Below are 21350 nucleotides of genomic sequence, written 5' to 3' on the forward strand. Positions count from 1 at the left end.
TAAATGCGTTTAAAATAAGCAAAAAGTATACAAAAAACATGCTTTAAGTATAATGGAGACATAAAATGTTTATTATTTAAAAAGCATGTTTTTTAAATATACGATTTTCCGCCTGTATACCATCGTGATTTATTAAAAAAATAGTCTAACAACCTTCTTCCTATTGTCGTTCTTCGGTTTAACCATATAATAGAAAGAAAAAATTAAATTCATTCATTAAATACGTTGACAATATATAAATGAGTGGTATTATATAGTTGTAAGCTAATTACTAGCTTAAGCAGTCCTAAATTTCAAATACTAGTTGAAAGGAGTTTCGGGGCTATGTTTACAGCAGTAAGCGCCCTTTTAGGAATTGCCAGCGCCTATCGGTTAGCCTGTAAAGGCTATAAGGATTATTGGCAAGGACAACACCTAAAAGAAAAAGCCTTAAAAAAGCGGGCGAAACGCTTGAACAAGGCTAATAACAAACAATAGTTTTACATTATAGGGAATCGTGGCGCGGTTCCCTTTTACGTATATAATTATACTATGGAACTAATAAAATAGAAAGGTTTTAGAAATGCTAAAAATTCTATTTAATGTAGTAATTTTAATGCTTGCTTTGTATGTAAGTTATCGACTAATTAAAGCCGGTTGCCACGACTTGAAAGAAGCTAACAAAATAAGAAAGCAAATAAATAGAAAATAGGAAGCAAGAAAATGCCAAGAACTAAAAAACTAACTGAAGAAGAAGCCTACAAGCGACAGCTAGAACGCAATAAAGAATACAACCGCACACATAAAAAAGAAGCCTACCGCAACCAAAAGAAAAGCCGGGCGCGGGGCTTTATTAAGAAGGACGCTACACGGGAGGAACTGGAAGAATTGCGCGGGTTGATTGATGAACGACTGAAAGAACTTTCTAATGATTAGAAGTGTCGGGCGGTTTAATTGCTATTATGTTGTTACAGTGAAAGATAAAGAGGGGTTAACTGTAATGTCATATGACGACTTAAAGAAATTGCAAAAGCTGATTGATGAACGGCGAACACAAATAGAAAGCGATTGAACTACAAGCAGTTGACTTTGAAAAGGTTGACTGCTTTTTTTCGTTTTAAATTGCGAACAAATCGCGAACAAATCAAGTGGCGAATGATGATAATATATAAAATGAAAACAAATAGAGTTAAGCGGTTTATGCGTTATAAGCGAACGTGTAAGCCGTTTTGACGTTTAAAGGGTAAATAAGTATACATAAACCCAACACAGGTGCTGATACATGGCTAGATTCAAACATAACTATTATGACTTTTACCACAGTAGGGAATGGAAAGCGGTACGGCGTACAGTATTAGAACGTGACCACTACCTCTGCCAAACGTGTAAGCGTAACGGACTAATTAAGACAGGGAACACAGTAGATCACATTGTGCCATTGCGAGTTGACTGGTCTAAACGGTTAGACATGAGCAATCTTGAGACAATATGTTCAAGCTGTCATAACAAGAAGCACGAGCGGAACGCTAAAAACAAATTCAAAAAGGTAAAAGCGAAAAGAAGTAATGATGTATATTACTTTGATCGTAATCCTGAACTGTTTTAGGTGAAGCGATATAAAACACACTTGCAAGGTGCAAAAAGCTTCAAAAAGTGCCTGAAACGTAAGCACACCACCGAATCAACTAGCCCCCCTGGGGTTAAAAATAAAAATTAAAATTCCCCGGGAGCGGTGCATGAGCCTTCGTGTACAAAAAAATCGCTTTTCAAAATTTTTAGTATAAAAAAAGACAGCCCTCAAAGACTGTCATTAAAGCATTTGTATGTGTGTTTAATTTTCAACATCATAATCTCATGTTTTGAGACTAAAAGCAAGTCATTTTTTAGCGAAAGGGAGGTGTTAAAAATGCCGAGAACTGCGCAAAGTGCAATGTTGCACCTCATAGAAGGTAATCCTAACAATAAAACAAAAAAAGAGCTTCACAAACGGCTTAAAAACGAGCAAGAAATGGCTGTTTCTGCTAAAAATATGGATGCTCCAGCTTGGTTAAGCATAGGTGCGAAAAAAGAATTTAAGCGCATAGTTGATCTATTCAAAGGTACAACTGTTTTGAACGAAGCGGATATTGCTGAACTTGCATTGTATGCCGATACGATTTCAGAATATAAAGCATGTAATACCCGTTTGAAGAAGAATGGTCGTTCACTTGATGGCAAACCTAACCCAGATTTGCGATTAAAGATGCAATTAGGCGAAAAGATTGATAAATATGCTCGAAGTTTAGGCTTAACACCAACTGCTCGGGCTTCCTTAGCAATCAATAAGGAAGAATCTAAGGCAGGTGATGACGACTTTGAATAAGCAGAACCCACTAGATATGGACTATGCCGGAACCGTTGAATGGGCACAGAACTATATTAAAAACGAAGAAAAGCTGGGGCACGTACTAAAGAAGCCATCTCCAGTTCTTTTGACTACAATGTATGCTCAGATGGTTGTTGAAGGGTCTATCGTTGCTGGCAAGTACGTTAAATTAGCATGCGAACGACACTTAAAAGACTTAAAGCGGTCTGAAGAAGACTCAAACTATCCTTGGAAGTTCGATGAATACAAGGCGTGGCGACCAATTCGCTTTGTCGAGTCGAAATGTAAGCCATCCAAAGGTGACTTCAACAAGTTAGTTATGCAACCATGGCAACACTTTATTGTTGGCTGTATGTTTGGCTGGGTAAGCAAGGCAAGTGGTAAACGCAGGTTTCGTGAAAGTCTTATTTTCTTAGGTCGGAAAAATGGTAAGACTACCCTTGAGTCAGGTTTAGCCGATTATATGGTTGGCTATGACGGGGAAAATGGACCAAACGTTTACTTTCTCGCTAACTCACAAAAACAGGCAAGTATTCTTTATGAAGAAGCACGTAACATGATCACCGCTTCGCCTTGGTTAAGAGAACGTTATGTTCCTAACCGAAACGAAATTCGTTTTCCTAAGGATAATGGCAAGATTGTCGCAATGTCTGCTGAAAAAAATAACAAGGATGGAGAGAACCTTCACTTCGGGGTGTTTGATGAAATCCACGAATATGAAGACTACACCCTTATTAACGTTATGAAACGGTCTCGTGGGACACGAAAACAGCCGTTAATCGTCTATATTACAACTGCTGGTTACGTTTTGGATGGTCCCTTGATGGATTTTATCGATCAAGGACACGACACGCTTGAAAACTATGATGACGGAATCAACGAACGAACTTTCTATTATTTGGCTTCGCTTGATAACAAAAAGGAAATAAATGATCCTTCAATGTGGGTTAAGGCAAATCCTAATATTGGCTTGATGTCATTGTCAGATATGATTAATGACTTTAAGTCTGACCGACGAAGCCCTAAGGAACTTGCCGACTGGTTAACGAAGCAGTTCAACATTTTCTCTGAAGTTGATGAAATGAGCTTCGTTACACCAGAAACTATCCTAAAGAACAGTAAAACTATTGATATTTCAGAGCTAGAAGGCCGTGATTGTGTTGGTGGCTATGATTTATCTGATACAGAGGACTTCACGTCAGCATGTTTAGAATTTCCACTTGATGATGGTGGAGTTTTTATTTTGGAAAAATCGTGGGTACCAAGGCACCGGGTTGAGATTGATAAGAACCAAGAAAGAATGGCTGACTGGGAACGTCAAGGCGAACTTGAAGTCATTCCTGGTGACTATGTTGATTACTCATATGTACTTGATTGGTTCCAGGAGCAAGCAAAGAAATATAACATCTTAGAGGTTCGATATGACCCAGCTAAGGCTATTCGTCTTAATAAGGAAATGGAGAATGCCGGATTTAGCACTGAAATGGTACGACAAGGATTTTTCACGCTTGGAGGTCCATTACAGAATTTCAAAGAACTGTTATTAGACGGCAAAGTTGTCTTCAACAATCAGTCGATGTTCAAATGGTACCTTAGCAACGTTCATTTGCGAAAGGATCGCAATGATAATTGGCTACCAACTAAGACTTCGCGTAACCGTAAAATTGATGGCTTTGCAGCTGCTCTTGATGCTCATGTGTCTGTGATCGACCAACTGGTTGAACCGGAACAGAAAGGGCCAACTTCAACCTTTATTTCATTTAACTAACGGAAAGGGGGTGAAGAAATGGGACTATGGCAAAACATTAAGTCGGTTTTTACCGGTGATGTGAAGCAAGAAGCCAATACTAACGCTAATTCGTGGGACGGGCATGGTTTTCATTTCTCTAATTGGGCTGATAACAACTTCTGGGGTAATCATTCTCAAGTGTTGCGTACCAATGAAGAAATCTTTGGTGTCATTAGTCGGTTAGCTAATACGCTGTCTAGTTTGCCAATCCATGAATATCAAAATTATTCAGAAACCAGCGATGAAGTATCTGAGTTATTGACTGGTGAATCAAATCCATCAATGTCAGCATTCCAACTAATTAATCAATTAGAAGTGTCACGTAATGTTGATGGTAATGCCTACGCATGGATTGAACGCGACAATAACGGTTTGCCAATTCATTTATGGCCAATTGATCCAGGAACAGTTATCGTAAAGCGTAATATTGACGATAATTCTATCTGGTATGAGGTAAATAGCGATGAATACCACTTTTTAGTATTTAATACCGAGATTATTCACGTTAAGCACATTACACCGCTAACTGGTATTCTTGGAATTTCACCATTAGATGTATTACGAGATCCACTTAAGTTTCAAAAAGCGGTTGAGGATTTTTCACTCAATGAAATGGATAAAAAAGATTCCTACATCATTCAATATGACCGTTCCGTAAGTCCAGAAAATCGTGAAGCAATGATTAATGACTTCCGACGAATGGTTAGTGAAAACGGTGGGGCGGTCGTCCAAGAAAAAGGTTTCCAATTTGACCGCTTTGAAAGTCGATTCCAACCGGGCGATTTATCAACAACCAATTCAATTACACGGTCACGAGTAGCAACAGCGTTTAATGTGCCGCTATCTTTCTTAAGTGAAACGGTAGAACAAGGAAATGGTAAGTCAAATGAGCAGATAATGGCACAGTTTGTTGAAATGACGTTGTTACCAATCGTAAAACAGTATGAATCTGAATTTAATCGTAAGCTCTTAACACGTTCTCAACGTGCTAGGGGCTTTTACTTTAAATTCAACGTTAACGGTCTGCTTCGTGGTGATACCGCAGCGCGAACCGAGTTCTATCAAATGATGATTCGGAATGGTATCGCAACTTCTAATGACTTACGGAAATTAGAAGAACTACCGCCAACAGACAACAAGAACGCTGATCAATTATGGATTACTGGTGATCTTTACCCTATGGATTTAGATATTCAAGACCGCCAGAAAAAAGCGTTATCCAATTTAGCGTCTGACAATTCAGATGGTGACAACACAACGAAAGGGGGTGGAAATAGTGGCTCAGACGACCCAAACAATGCCAAAGTATCTAACAATTAAGCAAGAAGCAAACCAAAGCAAGGCTTCACTGTATATTGATGGGGAAATTGTTACTGACGAATGGGAAGACTCGGATACTTCAGCAGCAGGCTTTCGTGATGCGCTGAAATCACTAGGTGACATTAAAACGATTAATCTTCATATTAATTCACCAGGCGGTTCAGTTTTTGAAGGAATTGCTATTTATAACATGCTGAAGCAAAATTCAGCCCACATTAATGTATATGTCGATGGCTTAGCGGCATCTATTTCGAGCGTTATCGCAATGAGCGGTGACGCTATTTTTATGCCTTCAAACGCCATGATGATGATTCACAATCCTTGGACGATGGCTGTCGGTAATGCGAGTGAACTGCGTAAGCAAGCTGACGATTTAGATCGAATTACAGAGTCGAGTGTTCAGACTTACTTAGCTAAGGCTGGCGACAAGCTGGATAAGGACACCTTGAAGCAACTGATGGACGATGAAACCTGGCTAACAGCACAAGAAGCTGTTGATTACGGGCTTGCCGATGAAGTTATTAGCGCTAATAAATCCGCTGCTTCTATTAGTAAACAGTTTGCTCAACGGTACCGTCATGTGCCTGAACAACTCATTGAACAAGTCAAAAGTCATGACGAAAGTGCTAACAAACTAACAGACGACCAACGTCAAAAACTTTTGGAACGCACAAAGACAAACCTTAAAGCAATCAATCTCGATTTAACAAATATGAAGGAGGATATCCGAGATGAATTTCTATCAAATTAAGAAGAACGCCATGGATATGGGCGATGAATTACGACAGGCAAACGAAAAGCTTAATGAAATGCTTGCCAATCCACAAGTTGAAACAGCAGACATTACCGCTCAACAAAAGGTAGTAGACTCTGCTCAAGAACGTTACAACGTTGCTAAGAAGCAAATGGATAAGGCTGAAGCCGAAGAAAAGGCTAACTTAAAGCCAGATAAGAACGCTGTACAAATGACGCCTGAACAAAAGAAGGACAAGGCTTTTGCTGAATTAGTACGTAAGACTATGGCTAAGGAAGCAGTAAGCAACGACATTTACCAAGCTTTAGGTGACGATGATACTACAGGTGGCAACAAGTTCTTACCAAAGACTGTTTCAACTAACATCATTACTGCACCAGCAGAAAGCAATCCGCTTCGGGATATTTCCACTGTTACTCAAATTCCTAACCTTGAAATTCCTCGCCTTTCATTTACTTTAGACGATGATGGCTTTATCCAAGACAAGGATACTGCTAAGGAAATTGAAGCTAAGGGTGACACTGTTGCTTTCTCACGGAATAAGTTCAAGGTCATGGTTGGTATGTCCGAAACCGTTTTACTTGGCTCTGACGCAAGTTTAACTTCTTACGTAAATCAAGGATTGCAAAACGGTGTAACTGTTAAGGAACGTTCTGTTGCCTTTAACCCAGCTCCAACTAAGGAAGCTGAAAAGCACATGTCATTCTACGATCCTTCTAACAACATTAAGACTGTTACTGGCGCTGACCTTTACGAAGCAATTACCAACGCTATTGCTGACCTACATGAAGCCTACCGTGAAAACGCCACTGTTGTTATGAGCTACAAGGATTACTTGAAGATTATTCGGACCCTTGCTAATGGTTCTGCTACCCTTTACGGTGCACAACCATCAGAAGTTCTTGGTAAACCAGTAGTATTTACTGATGCTGCTGTAAAGCCAATCGTTGGTGACTTCTCATACAGTCAATACAACTACGATATCAACACTCTTTACGACCAAGATAAGGACGTTAAGACTGGTATTAACTACTTTGTTGTTACTGCATGGATGGATCACCAAATCAAGTTGGCTAATGCCTTTCGGATCGCTGACGTTGCAGCGTCAAAATAACACCGCCCGACAGCGGAGCGGGCGTAAAGCCTAGCTCATCAGCTGGTAACAAGCCAACTTCTGCTGCTGATAAGCCGTCAACACCAGCGTCTAGCGCTTCACAAGCAACGACGCCTGCTTCGGCAACACCATCAGCACCAGCAAATCAAGCAAGTTCAGCTGGTAGCGCAAACTCAGTAGCTAGTGACACAAAGCCAACCAGTGCTAATACAATTGATGAAATCAAGTCTTACTTAGATAAACACGGTATTACATACAATGCTAATGCTAAGAAAGACGATTTATTAGCACTGATTAAATAGCAAGGAGGGATAGTTAATGGATGAAAAGGATCCTACTTATCCCTTATTAGAAAAAGTAAAATTGTCACTTCGGTTAGATGATGACGAAGATGATAATTTGGTAACATCACTTATTCGTGCGGCTCAAAAGGATATTAAGAGCCAGGTTGGAGAACAAATAAAGGGGTTCTTTGATAATAACGATGTATTTGATGCTGCCGTTATCTTGGAAGTAACACACCTATATAACCATCGGGACGCTGTATCTGAGCAACAGACATATGAAGTGCCGATGGCTTTATATTCTTTAATTAATTCCATGAAAGATGACTACCGATATCAGTTAGAGAAACAAAACAATACTACTGAATAAAACTTGACTCTTACGTATAGACGACGAAAACCATTAACGAATAAGTAATTTTACAAATCAGCGTCACTCTGCGTAAAAACAAGTTGGAGGTGAAAGTATGGCTAAAGGATTGAGTACAGCTAGGATGAGATTTCGACTTGAGTTTGGCAAAGAAGAATCCACCGAAAAAAAGAATCCAAATACAGGGAAAGCCATTAAAGACTTTAACCCACACTTTAAACGATGGGCCGGGTTATGGACTTTAACCCAAACACAAGCTGTTAACCTAGCTGGTGCCGACATCAAAGATGCCATCGTATTTTTTGTTCGTCACACAGATAAAATTACAAGTGATTTATTGATTCGTTACAAAGGCAATGTATACGGCATTCAGAGTATAGCTTATGATGATGGCCTTTCACCTGACGGATTTGATTTACTCACTTGTGAAAGGTATGTGGTTAATCATGGCTAGTGGGATTGAAAACGAAGGCTCTTTTGATGCATTTCTTGAAAGAATGTCTCAAAAAGTAACACCACATGAACGTTCTAAAATTAATCACGCTGGAATGAGAGTGTTTAGAAAAGATCTTGAAGATAATATCCGTAACCCTGATGTTGGACGTAAGGATTCAAATATTATGCGTCGTGAAAAGATGATCGACACATTAACCACAACAACTGAAGGTGCTGGACGGGTTATTATTGGCTTTTCAAAGAAAGGTGAGAAAGCATACCTAGCACGTTTTATGAATGATGGTTGGGATTCAAAGAACCAATATGGTGGTCCTTATCGTCATAATCCAGGTGAACATTTCTGGGAGAAAACTGAAGAGCAGGATAAAGAGAAAGTATCTAAAATCATGGCTGAACGGGCTAAGAAAGTGCTAGACGAGAGGATAGGACGATGACGCCAACGGGTAAAGTTATTTCTCTCTTATCCGATAATGCTAAGTCGCTCCCAGGGATTAACGAGGATCTTATATATGCTTTTGGTATTGAAAAGAACGATGCTAACAACGATTCTTGCATTGTTGTGGTATCTGAAATACCAGCAGGCTCACATGAGTTTGGAAACAACAGCGTGATTGGAACATATCGAAGAATACAAATAGATTTTTATTATCCAAGAGACTATATAGGTGATATGGACTTGACCGAGAAATCGGTTGAGTCCTTTTTACGTGCACATAAAATCCGTTGTTACTCGGATGCGGGACACGTAATGACACCTGATACTCAAAACATCATCAACACACTTAAATTTAATTATTTAGAAACGGAGGAATAACAACTTATGGCAAACGTTGGTTTACGGATGCTCTATGTCGGCATCAAGAATGAAGACGGAACCGTAGTTGTTGATGCTACCAAAGGTGTATCTGCAAAAGGTGTCTATGCAATTGGAACTAATAAGGCAGATATGAACTTAGGTGCACAAACAGCTAACATTACGGCTTTATCTGGTAACCCAGTAAAGATTTCTGGAAATAACGAAGTGGTAGACGTTACTAATCCACCTTCTTCACCAAGTGTTGCGATCACTGCAAACTTAATTAATCCAGAAGTAAAGCAGAAGCTTTTGGGACGGAAACAAATGGAAGGTGGCATTTGGGTAGACCAAGACAAGCCGGTTTATGCTGGTTTGATTATTGAAACTCAATCACCAATTACCTTGGAACCAGTATTCTACAGTTTTGGTATGGGGATCTTTACTGAAACCACCCAAAACGTCCAAACAAACACTGATACAGCTGAAACTCGTGAAAGTGATACTTTAACGTTTACTTCCATGAATTATGACAAGTTCGGTGGCAAGAACTTTGCCTTTGCCCGTACCAATGGAGAAGGGTTCGACACCAAGAAGTTGTTTGATACTGTTTTCCCAGGTCAAACCTTAGTAACAACCACTGGTACTGCTGATCCAGCTGATGATGTAACGCTTCATGGTGGTATTTCAACAGCACTTCACGGTTCAAGTGATAACCAAACGGGAAAATAGTAACCCCACAACCTAGTGGGGTAACGGTTAAAACTACATCAGAAGCAAGTAATGAGCCAGTACATTCTGAATCATCTACTAACGCTGACGATGCAAGTGAACCGAAAAGTGACACAAATAATTAATAAGTAAATAACAGAGACGAGAGACGTGAGACGAAAAGTAAAGGAGATTACAAATGGCTAAAGTAGTAACTTTTAAGGCTAAGGAAGTTCTTGGTCAAGATTTCTCAGTAATGGATTCAAACCGTAATATCAAGAAGCTCAACAAGTGTTTAAAGGATATTTACAATGCGATGACCAAATTAGATGGTGCCAAGAACAGTACCCTTATGGACTATAACGAAGCAATTTCTGAACAAGTCATCAAAGGAACTGCTGACTTGCTAAAACTTGGCAAAGAAGACACTGATAAGCTTGCTGATATGTCTTACAGTGAAATTTTTAATTTTTACTCAAAGACTGTTAATGAATTTACTGGTATGACCGTTCCAAGCGTTCGTGCAATGGAAGAAAACACAAATGCAGCCGCTAAAGATATGGAAGAAGACCCAAAATCAGATTCAGACGAATAATCTGGGATCTAGATAATTTATCGCAAGATATAGACTATATGGCTCAACAAGCTATTCAAAGCGGTATCTTACCGACTGATTTTTATGAGACGTCATTTAGTGACATGATGGCGGCACAAAACGCTAAATCAAGAAAAGATCGCATCCAGGATCCAATAGCACTAGCTAGCGGAGCGGATGCGTTTACTTTTTAAATCTTTGAGGAAAGGAGGAAAAACATATGAGTGCAATTGAAGGTTATACCTTCGTGATTGATATGAAGGACCGTGCAACGGTTGGTTTTCAACGTATTAAGAACGAAGCCCGCACGATGAAGAATGTGATGCGTGCCACCTTCGATGAAATTAAAATGGGCGAAGGCACTTTTGCCTCCTTAAATTACAAAATTAAAGAAACCGATCGAGTTGTTCAAGAATATCAAGAAGCAATAAAGAAAGCCAAAGAAGATATGGCTGACTTGCTAAAAGAGCAAGACAAGAATGGCCAAATGACTGATGCAACCGCTAAAAAGTATTTGCGGTTACAGAACACGGTTACTAGTTTTCAACGACAAATCGGACGCTTGAAAGCAGATCAAGAATCAGCTAGGGAATCTTTAGCTCGGTATAACACCGGATTGGATCAACTCAGAGCTAAGACAGAGAGCGTCAAGAGCGTAATGAATAGTTACGTTAATGAGCTAAAGTCAGAAGGTCGTGCGTTTGCTACAACCCGAGTCGAACAACAATCTTATAGACTTCAAAAACAAGTATTGGCAAACCAATATCGTGCAGAAGTGAATGAGACATCACGTCTTCGTTCACAACTTTCAAGCTTGAATGGTAAATATGCTGAGCAAAAAAGCAAAGTTGCATCTGCTTTGTCAGCGCATGGTAAGATGAGCGACGCCTATCAAGAAGAAAAAGGTAAGCTTCAAGGATTGGGCGAACAAATTAATAAGACTAATTCACAGTTTGCTAAAACATCGTCTGCTGCATTGCGCACTCGTGCTTCTATTAATGAAATGTCACGTGCGGCATCATCTGTTAACGATGGTGGAGTCACTCGCTTAAGTCGTGCTATGAATAATGTTAGTGCTAATGCTCAACGTGCCACTTCACATACTCGTGCATGGGCACAATCATTACGTGGTGGATTTATGGCGGCCACGTTTGCTGTTGCTCCACTTGGCGCTGCAATGGGTAAGTCTGTTCAAATGGCTGCATCATTACAGCAATCCTGGGTTAACACGAGTAATATTCTGCGAACGGGTGCAACTTCAGCACGAGAAGCCCGGTCTGAAGTAAACAAAGTTTCTACGATGCAACGTGATGCCACAAAATACTCAAAGCAATACGGATTTTCGCAGAAGGAAATTGCTGAGCAATATACCGAATTGGTAAAGCGTGGTTATAACGCTAACCAATCGCTCGGTTCAATGAAGTCAATGTTGGAAGCATCGCGAGCTTCAGGAGATGATTACGCTGATGTTGTAAAGAATGTTTCTAGTACACTTGATGCCTTTAATTTACGGCAAGGGAAGTCCACCAAGCAGGTTATTGAAAATTCCAAGCGTGTAACCAACGCGATGGCATATGCTGCTGATATGACAGCAACCGACTTTAAAGGCATGGGTGAAGCAATGCGCTATGTATCTGCATCAGCACACCAAACTGGTCAATCTGTGGAAAGTACTACTGCGGCAATTGGTGAACTATCTAATGCAGGTATTGAAGGATCGATTGCTGGTACTGGTATGCGTAAGGTCTTAAGAAGTCTTCTTAAACCAACGGCTGAAGCCGAAGAGGCTTTACATAAGTATGGTATGTCGATGGATGACTTTAAGACTAAATCAGGTGCATTGAAGCAATTGCCTGATATCATGAAGGTCATTAATAAGCATACTAAAGATTTAGGTAAAGCAGACAAGGGTGCCTTCTTTACAGCTGTATTTGGAGCAACCGGTCAGCAAGCAGCAATGGTGCTGGCGCAGGATTCTAAAGCAATGGCTGAATTGGTTGAACAAGAAAAGAAGGCTGAAAAACACAACTACGTTCGAGACTTAGCTCAACGTAATATGCGCAGTACACAAATGCAGATGAAGCAATTGCAAATGAATGTTCAAGATATTGCAATTGCAATGGGTTATAAGTTATTGCCAGCAGTTAACGATGTAGCAAAAGCATTTGGTAATTGGGTTGCTTCTAAAGATGGTCAGCGAGCACTAGGAGCGTTTAGCGATGCCATCTCAGATCTTGCCAAAGGAATATCTAAGCATTCTGGTGCTATCTTTAATTTTACCGGAGGATTAGCAACTGGTTTTCTAAATGTCTTTAAAGTCGCTGGTAAAGTTACATCGATTTTAACAAATGTGACTGCTGCTATCTTTAAGCTCCCTGGAATGAAAGGCGAAGGCAATAAATTTGCTAAATATATTGGTGAATCGACCGGTGCAATTCTAGGCTTTATTGCTGTCTTTAAGTTAGTTAAGACTGCTATCAATGGTATGTCTGCTGTTCGTCAGGATATTAAGAGTATGTTTCATCTTGATGGTATTAGCAAAGAAGAGAGCCAGCTAACTACTGAAAATAACGAGCTTAAAGAAAACATTGATCTTTGGAAACAACATAACCAAGTCTCAAATGGCGGTTCTTCATTAGGTAGTGATATTACACCCTCAACTTCTTCAAAAGAAGGAAAAGGTAGTAGTAAATCTGGCCCAAACGTTGACGTTGCTACTAACGTTGAAAAACAGACTGGTTCTAGGATGGAACGAGCGGGTGCTAAATCTGCCGGGTTCTTTTCACATGGCTTTGGTAAAGGGTTACGAGTAGCAGGTCGCTTTGGTGCTGATACATTGATCCAAACATTCACTATGGGGATTCTTGATTGGGATATGACAAAAGCAATTGGTAGCAAGTTACTTGCTCCATTTAAGATGTTGGGTCGAGCTATTAAGAAGATTGACTATTTCCCAGATGGTCGTGTTGCTTCTACCAAAGGTGTGGAAGCTGGTGCTAATTATGCACGTGGCGTTGAGCGTGGTACCAAAGCTAACAAGAAATTCAGTTTTCGCAATTGGTTTAAGGGATCTTCCTATGAAGGAAAACATGCAGGAACCCAAGCAGGTAAGTCATTCTCTGAAAGTATAACTAAGTCAGTTGAAAAAGATAGCAAGTCTATTAGTGCTAAAGGAATATTCCGAAACACAGCGAAAGAAGCTGGAGAAGCAGGTGGCAAAACCGGTGGAAGCTTTGTTAGTCATTTGGGCTTTACCTTAAAACGGACAAAGACAATTCCAGAAGTCGGTAAGTCCTTAGGTGGACGCTTAGGCGGTGCTGCTACGGTTGCTTTTGGAGCAGTTGATTTATTTAAAGCTGTTGGTTCAAGCAATAGCCACAACCGAGCTCGTAAAGTTGGTCAGTCACTTGGTAATACTGCCGGTGCCGCTGGTGGTGCTGCTATCGGGGCTTCACTTGGTAGTGTTGTACCGGGTATCGGTACTGCTATCGGTGGGCTCTTAGGTGGAACTATTGGTGGCATTGCTGGCGGAAAGATTGGTAAGTCTATTGGTAAAGCATGGCCACAAATCAAAAAAGGTGCTAGTGAGACGGCCAAATTTATGGGTAAAGCCTTTCAAACTCCGTTTAAATGGGCATATGACCAAGGTAGGAAGTTTGGAAATTGGTTAAACAAACAACTTGGACGCAGTGGCAAGAGAACTAAAGATAATACGATGGGAAGCGGTAATTACTCCGCTAAAGATCGTAAGTTGGTTCAACAAATGACTGCTGCGGTTCGCAGCTATACACGAGCACTTGAACGTTTAAAGAAGACAAAGATGGAAGGCTACTTTAAGCGGTTAGCAAACGAAATCAAGAAGTCGAAGATTACTAAAGAACTCAGTAGCTTAGACAAAAGCACTCGAAATTCCGCTAAAAACTGGCGAAGTTTAGCTAAACCTCTAAAGCAATCAGCTAGTGCGTTTAAGACTCTTCAAAAGAGTATTCGTGGACTTTCAGGCAAAAAGAATGGCTTCACTCAAATAACCAAAGACGTTCGTGACCTTTACCGCACCATTCGCAAGAATCCGTTTGGCAAGTTGATCTCCCAACAAGCTAATATTGCTAACAAATCAATGAGTGGTAAAAAAACTGGATTTGTTTCTGTGTTTGATCGGAATGTACGTTCAATGGAAAGAGCTTTACGTTCGTTCAGAAGAACATTTGATCGTGATTGGAAAGAAACTTGGCGGGGCCTAGACAGACCTGTATCACGTGAAATGAGTTCGGTCTACCGTGAAGTTCGCCGATATCTTGATGATGTCGATGATAAGCGCGCCAGCTTCAGTAAATCCTTCCTGAAGGGATGGGATAACTGGATTGATGACGTTGTAAGCGAGTTCCGTAAAGGGTTCAGCAAATTACCTGGTTATGCTGCTAGTTCAATGAAGGATATTATCAGCCGATTAAACAAGGGTATTAGTGGTATTAACTCAACCATTAGTAGCTTTGGTGGTGATAAGAAACTTTCTTCAATTTCTTATGCTAACGGTACTAATTTTGGTGGTCACCCTGGCGGTCATATGCTTGTTAACGATTCTAAACGTCAACATTGGAAAGAATTAGTGCTTTTTCCTAACGGACAAGCTATGTTGCCACAGAAGAGAAACACTTTAATCCCAAATGCACCTCAAGGTACCCAAGTATTAAGTGGTGAAAGCACTTATAAGTTTATGAATGCTATCGGTGTACATAAGTACGCTGATGGTACGCTTTCTGATTCAGAAATGGATAAGTTGTCTGAAGAGTTTGAAAAGCACCCTCAACAGGCCACTAAAACATTGGTACTGAAACTCACTAATTGGAACTCCAAAATTCCTGTAGTTGCTGATTTAGGTAAGGCAAGTGCAATCGCATTCTCAAAGGGGATTGCCAATGTTTTGAAAGATTTACTTGGTGCCGTTAAAAACCCTGTAAATGGTGATTGGACTCCTGTAATTCGTTCAGCAGCCGCTAAGATGGGTGTATCTATTACAGCGTATGACATTAAGCGTATCTTAAACACTATCGCTCATGAATCTGGAGGAAACCAAAGAATCCCAGGTATCGATGACCATGATGGTACTGGTAGAGCGCTGGGATTATTACAGTATAAACGTTCCACTTTCAATTCTTACGCCGTAGCAGGACACCATGATATCTTTAGTGGTTATGATCAGTTGTTGGCTCTATTCAACGATTCAAACTGGCGAGGAGATCTTCGCTGGAGTGGTGGTTGGGGTCCATCTGGTGGACGTCGATTTGCCAACGGTGGCTTTGTTGGGGTTCACGGCTTATATGAAATGGCAGAAGGCAACAAGCTCGAATCTATCATTCCGCTAGATCTAAATAAACGTCCTCGTGCATTACAGGTGGTTAACCAAACCCTAGATCGCATGGAGAATGATGGTGGCGGAACTGGTAATATCAAGCGTGTTGACCCTACTAATAACAACAAGTTCCAAAACAATGTAATTGCATTGTTAGGGCAGATTGCTGGATTCAATCAACAACAGATTAGAGCAATTCTTTCTATTGGGAATAACAATAGCGACACGATGGAATCTCGCCGTGCGCGGTCAAAGTTCTACCACAGCTACGGTAAAGACCAAAAACTAAACGACTTTATGAGTTATTAGGAGGTGAAGTAGTTGCAACATCCAAAATTGTTTTTGAAGGTTGGAAACAATCCTGAATTTAATATTGCGGACAAAGTACCGGGCCTTGAATATTTAGGAGATAACGCTACTCCAGTAATTAATAATTCATTTCTTGATGTATCTGGAGTAGATGGTAGTCAATATCAATTCACCACCTTTTCACGTTATCAAGTACCAGCAAATTTCTTTTTGCGATTTGGTGATTGGCAAGACTTCAAGCTAGCTAAGCATCAATTTTATAGGCTGTTTGCGCAACGAAAAGAAATGAGAATGCGAACTGATGTTGAAAGTGGTATTGTGCGTTTTGTTTATCCTACCTTACCAGAAATCAAACCAGCAGAAGACGGAGCACATTATGCACAATTTACGATGAATTTCGATAATCCATCGGGATATCGTTACTCTTTATATAGAAGCAACGCTAAACATGACTTTGCTAGCGACTCCTTTCAGTTTGGTGAGTTTGACGTAAGTGAAGAGCCAACATACCACTTCACTTCAACTGCATTTAGTGTATATAACCCGAGTGATATTCCAATTGATCCTTTCGGGCAAAAACACGATTTGAAAGTAGTTTGCAAGTTTTCGGGGAGCTCCCTGAAACTAACCAACACTACAAATGGTTCTGAATGGGAATATAAAAATAGTTCTAGCGGGAGCGATAGTATTATTCTTGATGGAATCAATACGACACTTAATGGTAATCCGGCAAGCGTTAACACTGACTATGGAAACTTGATTTTAGATACTGGATGGAATAGTTTCACTGTTAACGGTGCAAGCAGTGTAGATATCACATTCAGTTTTCCGTTCATTTACCTATGAGACCGGGAGTTACTCTTAAGGTTAAGGTTAAGGGACAAGGACGCACCGAAACCGAGCCACTTAACTGCATCGATCCTGATTCCTTTTATATAGAGTGGGAGATCAATTCTGCTTGGAGTATTCAATTTACAGCTTATCAAGATGGCTCCTTGGCTTATTCGATGTTGGATAGTCAAGCTTCCATCTTTTTTGATGGTCAAGAATACATTATTAAACAAGCTGAGCCTGATGCTAATGGTGGAACCGATTCACTAAGTGTCGTGGCAACGCATGTTTACTTTGATTTAGGACGAATACGGAAATATAAGTCTTATGTTGATCCTGCTGACAGTAATAAGCAGACCGATGTTAAGGTTCACGATGATGACGGCGATGATAGTAGTGGTGATGATGACGGTCAAAAAACTGTTAGTAAGAACGGCAATACGACAACTACTACCACAACAACTGACGAAACCAAGCAGGAAGAAGAAAATCAAGTTACTTATCATATTGAAGACGTACTTAAGTATTGGATTGATGGTAATAATTTAGGCTTTACTTACCAAGTTATTGGTGACTTTCCTACTTCACGGATTGAACAGTTATCTGATGGTAGTGGCATGGATATGCTTAGCAAAATTACTGAGCACTGGCCTAATGCTATTATTTATCCTGATAATCGTAATATACGAGTTTACGCACAAGACAAATTCAATCAAGATCACGGCAATCGACTTGATTATGAGTACAACACTACTGAGTTTAAGTGGACTTATGATTCAACCAGCTTAACCAATGAAGTGTTGTGTATCGGTGGTAAATATTCTGTTGATACTGAAACTGATACTGATGATAGTGGTAATGCCAATGTTACTAAAAGCGCTCAAGGTGTTATTAATGATGCCCGCTCCTATCTTGGTGTCCCTTATGTATGGGGTGGCGCTGGTGGAGCACGTGGTGGTAACCCTCGTTCTGGTATGGATTGTTCTAGTTATGTGTCACAGGTATATAAGGATTTTGGAATTAGTATCCCAGCATATACAGTTGCAATGGAACCATATTTTCACCAAGTTAGTTCACCACAAACAGGTGATGTTGGTTTCTATGGTTCTCATGGTAGTTCATATCACATCTGTTTATTTCTCGATGCAAACACGATTATTTTTGAACCTCAACCAGGAGAAGTATGTAAAGAAGAACCGGCTAGTTGGTATTACCCAAGCTGGGTTGCTCGCAATGATCAGATGGCAGCGATTGTAAATGGAGGTAGTTCTTCTGGAGATGATAATAGTAGCAGCACTGAAACTTCCAATGAATACTATTTCTTTGCGCCATTTATGTATCGTGATGAGGAATCTATTAAGAAATATGGTGAGTTCCCGGCAGAACCAATCGAAGATGGTCGCTTCCGTGACAAAAACGCTATGACTGAATATGCCAAAACGAAAATTCAACCGCAACCTGCCTTATCTGTTGAAGTAACAACGTACAGTGATTTCAAACCAATTGCTGGTGATTTAATCCATATTATTGATAAATCACAAGAAATTTCAACTAATGAAGCTGTGGTTGGATTTAACTGGTATCCATATAGTGCTAGCAACCCTACCTCAGTAACGCTTAATTCCAACACCCAAAACATTCTTGACTATCAAAACGCCCGTAACAAAAGTTTAATGGAAGCAATTGACTCCATTAAAGAATTTAATTATCCTAGCCAAACTACAAACATTCTCACTATCACTAAAGAGGAGGCAAGACAAATTGAACGATATGTCGAAGAAACCAACAAAGACACAAGCAGCGACAAGTCCAAGTAGCTCTTCATCCTCCAATTCATCGGCTTCTAATCAGGATAGTGGAACTGTTCGAGTAATTATTGGAGAAATTGGTAGAGATACTAAGACTGGAGTTTTAGGTAGAGGATATTCTTTTGACAACGGAGAAACTTTCCACGTTACTGATACCATATATGGACGCCTTTACGGCCCTAAAGATGGTGATGCAATTTGGGATGTAATCCATCCTAAAGTAAAGGACACTATTGATAAGCAAGAAGAATTGTTACAGGCTGCTAGTAAAAGTGCAAGTGATGCTGTTAAACGAGCAGAACAAGCAGTAACTACTTCCAAAGTTAATTCAGATGCTATTAACGCTATGAAGTCTGCTGCTAGTTCCGCCAAGTCGGATGCTGATACTGCAATGCAACAAGCAAGCTCAGCGGTTAGTGCTATCTCGGATCGAGTTGCACAGGTTGAAAAGTCAATTAAAGACGGTGATTCAGCTAACAAGTCGGATGTGGCAGAAATTAGAAAGAATATTAGTGAAGTTCAACAGACAATTAGTGATGTTAGTAAGAATTTTTCAACTGTATCAGCTAACCTTGATACTTATGTTAAAAGCGCTGCTGAGCAAGGACATGATATTACCTCTTTGAAGAATCAACAGGGTAAGCTTGAAGCTGATATGGCGAGTGTGTCAGGTAATGTTGCCCAACTTACCGCTACCACTGAGAAACTGCAAGCTAACATTAAAGACAATAGGGGTAACATTGCTTCACTGCAAGAAACTGCTAGTCAAACGGCAGTAAGCATTCAAAATGCTCAGTCACAAGTAGCTTCCGTTATCGCAACAGCTGGTCAGTTACAGTCATTAATAACTGATCAGAATAAGCAGATTACTTCAATCAAGCAAACCGCTAGCGCGGCTTCAGTATCTGCTTCAGATGCTAAAAGTAATGCAGTACAAGCACAGCTGACGGCAAGTGCCGCAACAGTAGTAGCAGGCAATGCTAGTGCTCAAGCTTTAAGTCTTTCGGCAACTGCTAGTGAAGCTAAGCTAACTGCTACTAATGCTAGTTCGCAGGCAATGCAGGCTAATGCTACTGCAAGTGGTGTAGCAGTTAACTTAAAATCCGTTGAAGGTAATATTAAGGTAAATAGTGATAAGGCTAACAGCACTGCTCAACAGCTATCTGCTGTTAGTCAAAAGGTAACAACTAACGAAGCTAATATCAGTGCTACACAGAAGCAGATCGAAGCCAAGGCGGACCGAGTTACCGTTGATAATCTTAATAAGACCGTTAGCTCACAAGCTGGAGAGATTCAAGCGAATGCTAACGGTCTTTTATTAAAAGCTGACAAAACAATCACTGATGCTCTTAACAAATCGGTTCAAGAACAACAAGCTCAACAGAAGGTGCTGGCTGACCAGATTACTTCAAAAGTTAGTTCAGCGGATGTTGAGAAATTGGTTGATGGTAAAGGCTTTGTGACTAAAGACCTGGTAGAATCATCAATTACTCAAGCTTCCGGAAAGATTAATGAGACGATTACTAATCTTCAAGGTAATTTACAGAACGTTACCGCTGATTTAACAGGCTTGCAGTCAACCGTTAAAGATAAAGCTGACCAGTCGCAGATTACTCAGCTAACTAATATTGTTCAGTCGAAAGTTAGTTCCAAGGATTATCAAACGACAATTAGTCAGTTAACCAATGATATTAATGCAAAGGTTGCTAAGGGTGATCTGATTAGTCAGATTAACATGGAAGCCGGGCAGACTTTGATTCAATCGAAGAAACTTTTCTTAGATGCAGATTCGGTTGTTTTCTCTGGTAAAGCTTTTATTCCTGATGCTGCGATTGAAAATCTTAGCTTGGATAAATTGACAACGGGTCATATTACAATTCCTTTGACTGATAAATTTGGTAACGAGATTGAACTTGGTCGTGAGGGGATCGAAATTATTTCCGCATATTCTACGGGAGATGAGAAACCAAATTCATTAACCGATTCAACTAAAACAGATTCTAGCCAAACAGATACCATTCAAACTGCTTCTTTGTTTACCTCATTGATTGAAGATCAGCCTGACGATATTGGAGGATCGACTAATAAAGGCGACAAACCAAGTCAACCAGATGAAAATAAAACTGGTGATAAAGGGAGCTCCGATCAAAAAGATAAAAGTGCTTTTAAACTACGATTAAGTTCTAATGGAGTTGTTTTTGCTAATCAAATTGAATATAGCGATGCATCAAAACACCTTCACAAGAGCGACGAATATCAATTTCTAAATCTACGACCCGACATTCTACATGATACTAATGGTAGCAGTGATCAGTTCAATATTCCTAGTGGAATGACGATGTATGTACCAGTTAATTACTCAAGTGATTTAGGGCCAAGTTCACCAGGTGGTTTCTTTGCTTTAGGCCATGAAAATACTACAGAAGGTAGTGGAACCGACAAAAACGTTGATGTCGCTTATGTAACCCGAGCCATTAACGGTTGGCAGCAAGGATTTCACGTTAATACCACGATGTATATGA

The 21350-nt window shown here is 40.1% G+C and carries 20 protein-coding genes; all 20 read left to right on the forward strand.

Translation table 11 applies throughout. The features are described from left to right. Positions 1–324 precede the first annotated feature (324 nt). A complete protein-coding gene (locus NFR46_RS07510) occupies positions 325–477 on the forward strand; it encodes a hypothetical protein (RefSeq protein ID WP_251576133.1) in 153 nt (50 codons plus the stop codon). A 225-nt stretch (positions 478–702) separates the two neighbouring features. After that, the gene (locus NFR46_RS07515; RefSeq protein WP_251576135.1) at positions 703–915 is read left to right on the forward strand and encodes a hypothetical protein; all 213 of its coding nucleotides are present in this window, start codon (positions 703–705) and stop codon (positions 913–915) included. A 346-nt stretch (positions 916–1261) separates the two neighbouring features. Then, positions 1262–1585, forward strand: coding sequence for an HNH endonuclease (locus NFR46_RS07520; RefSeq protein ID WP_251576137.1), 324 nt, complete (start codon positions 1262–1264; stop codon positions 1583–1585). A gap of 300 nt (positions 1586–1885) precedes the next feature. After that, a complete protein-coding gene (locus NFR46_RS07525) occupies positions 1886–2341 on the forward strand; it encodes a phage terminase small subunit P27 family (RefSeq protein WP_251576139.1) in 456 nt (151 codons plus the stop codon). Beyond that, complete coding sequence (locus tag NFR46_RS07530; RefSeq protein ID WP_251576141.1) at positions 2325–4112, forward strand: terminase large subunit; 1788 nt, start codon at positions 2325–2327, stop codon at positions 4110–4112. The genes NFR46_RS07525 and NFR46_RS07530 overlap by 17 nt, the downstream gene beginning before the upstream one ends. 18 nt (positions 4113–4130) lie before the next feature. Then, a complete protein-coding gene (locus tag NFR46_RS07535; RefSeq protein WP_251576143.1) occupies positions 4131–5453 on the forward strand; it encodes a phage portal protein in 1323 nt (440 codons plus the stop codon). Then, positions 5431–6204, forward strand: coding sequence for a head maturation protease, ClpP-related (locus NFR46_RS07540; RefSeq protein ID WP_251576173.1), 774 nt, complete (start codon positions 5431–5433; stop codon positions 6202–6204). The genes NFR46_RS07535 and NFR46_RS07540 overlap by 23 nt, the downstream gene beginning before the upstream one ends. Further along, positions 6185–7321, forward strand: a complete 1137-nt coding sequence (locus NFR46_RS07545; protein WP_251576145.1) for a phage major capsid protein — start codon at positions 6185–6187, stop codon at positions 7319–7321. The genes NFR46_RS07540 and NFR46_RS07545 overlap by 20 nt, the downstream gene beginning before the upstream one ends. 221 nt (positions 7322–7542) lie before the next feature. Continuing rightward, a complete protein-coding gene (locus NFR46_RS07550) occupies positions 7543–7623 on the forward strand; it encodes a HeH/LEM domain-containing protein (protein WP_277612862.1) in 81 nt (26 codons plus the stop codon). 16 nt (positions 7624–7639) lie between these two features. Continuing rightward, on the forward strand, positions 7640–7975 hold the full coding sequence (locus tag NFR46_RS07555) for a head-tail connector protein (RefSeq protein WP_251576147.1): 336 nt from the start codon (positions 7640–7642) through the stop codon (positions 7973–7975). A gap of 97 nt (positions 7976–8072) precedes the next feature. Continuing rightward, positions 8073–8429 (forward strand): phage head closure protein, encoded by a 357-nt coding sequence (locus tag NFR46_RS07560; protein ID WP_251576149.1) that lies wholly within the window; start codon positions 8073–8075, stop codon positions 8427–8429. Further along, positions 8422–8865: an HK97-gp10 family putative phage morphogenesis protein gene (locus NFR46_RS07565; protein WP_251576151.1), complete on the forward strand. Its 444-nt coding sequence runs from the start codon at positions 8422–8424 to the stop codon at positions 8863–8865. Before NFR46_RS07560 ends, NFR46_RS07565 begins: the two co-directional genes overlap by 8 nt. Next, positions 8862–9245: a hypothetical protein gene (locus NFR46_RS07570; RefSeq protein WP_251576153.1), complete on the forward strand. Its 384-nt coding sequence runs from the start codon at positions 8862–8864 to the stop codon at positions 9243–9245. Before NFR46_RS07565 ends, NFR46_RS07570 begins: the two co-directional genes overlap by 4 nt. 6 nt (positions 9246–9251) lie before the next feature. Next, entirely contained in the window at positions 9252–9956 is a 705-nt protein-coding gene (locus tag NFR46_RS07575) for a phage tail protein (protein ID WP_251576155.1), read from the forward strand. A gap of 178 nt (positions 9957–10134) precedes the next feature. Beyond that, entirely contained in the window at positions 10135–10530 is a 396-nt protein-coding gene (locus NFR46_RS07580) for a phage tail tube assembly chaperone (RefSeq protein WP_251576157.1), read from the forward strand. A 38-nt stretch (positions 10531–10568) separates the two neighbouring features. After that, the gene (locus NFR46_RS07585; protein ID WP_251576158.1) at positions 10569–10724 is read left to right on the forward strand and encodes a hypothetical protein; all 156 of its coding nucleotides are present in this window, start codon (positions 10569–10571) and stop codon (positions 10722–10724) included. A 26-nt stretch (positions 10725–10750) separates the two neighbouring features. Then, positions 10751–16189 (forward strand): phage tail tape measure protein, encoded by a 5439-nt coding sequence (locus NFR46_RS07590; RefSeq protein WP_251576161.1) that lies wholly within the window; start codon positions 10751–10753, stop codon positions 16187–16189. A 12-nt stretch (positions 16190–16201) separates the two neighbouring features. Beyond that, positions 16202–17035 carry a phage tail domain-containing protein gene (locus NFR46_RS07595; protein ID WP_251576163.1) on the forward strand — a complete coding sequence of 278 codons (834 nt, stop codon included), beginning with the start codon at positions 16202–16204 and terminating at the stop codon, positions 17033–17035. Beyond that, positions 17032–18837 (forward strand): phage tail protein, encoded by a 1806-nt coding sequence (locus tag NFR46_RS07600; protein WP_251576165.1) that lies wholly within the window; start codon positions 17032–17034, stop codon positions 18835–18837. Before NFR46_RS07595 ends, NFR46_RS07600 begins: the two co-directional genes overlap by 4 nt. After that, positions 18782–21350 (forward strand): coiled-coil domain-containing protein (locus NFR46_RS07605; RefSeq protein ID WP_478335189.1); only part of this gene is annotated, 2569 nt, incomplete at its 3' end. The genes NFR46_RS07600 and NFR46_RS07605, both read left to right, overlap by 56 nt.

This window comes from Limosilactobacillus agrestimuris (assembly GCF_943193105.1).
Classification (GTDB): Bacteria; Bacillota; Bacilli; order Lactobacillales; family Lactobacillaceae; genus Limosilactobacillus; species Limosilactobacillus agrestimuris.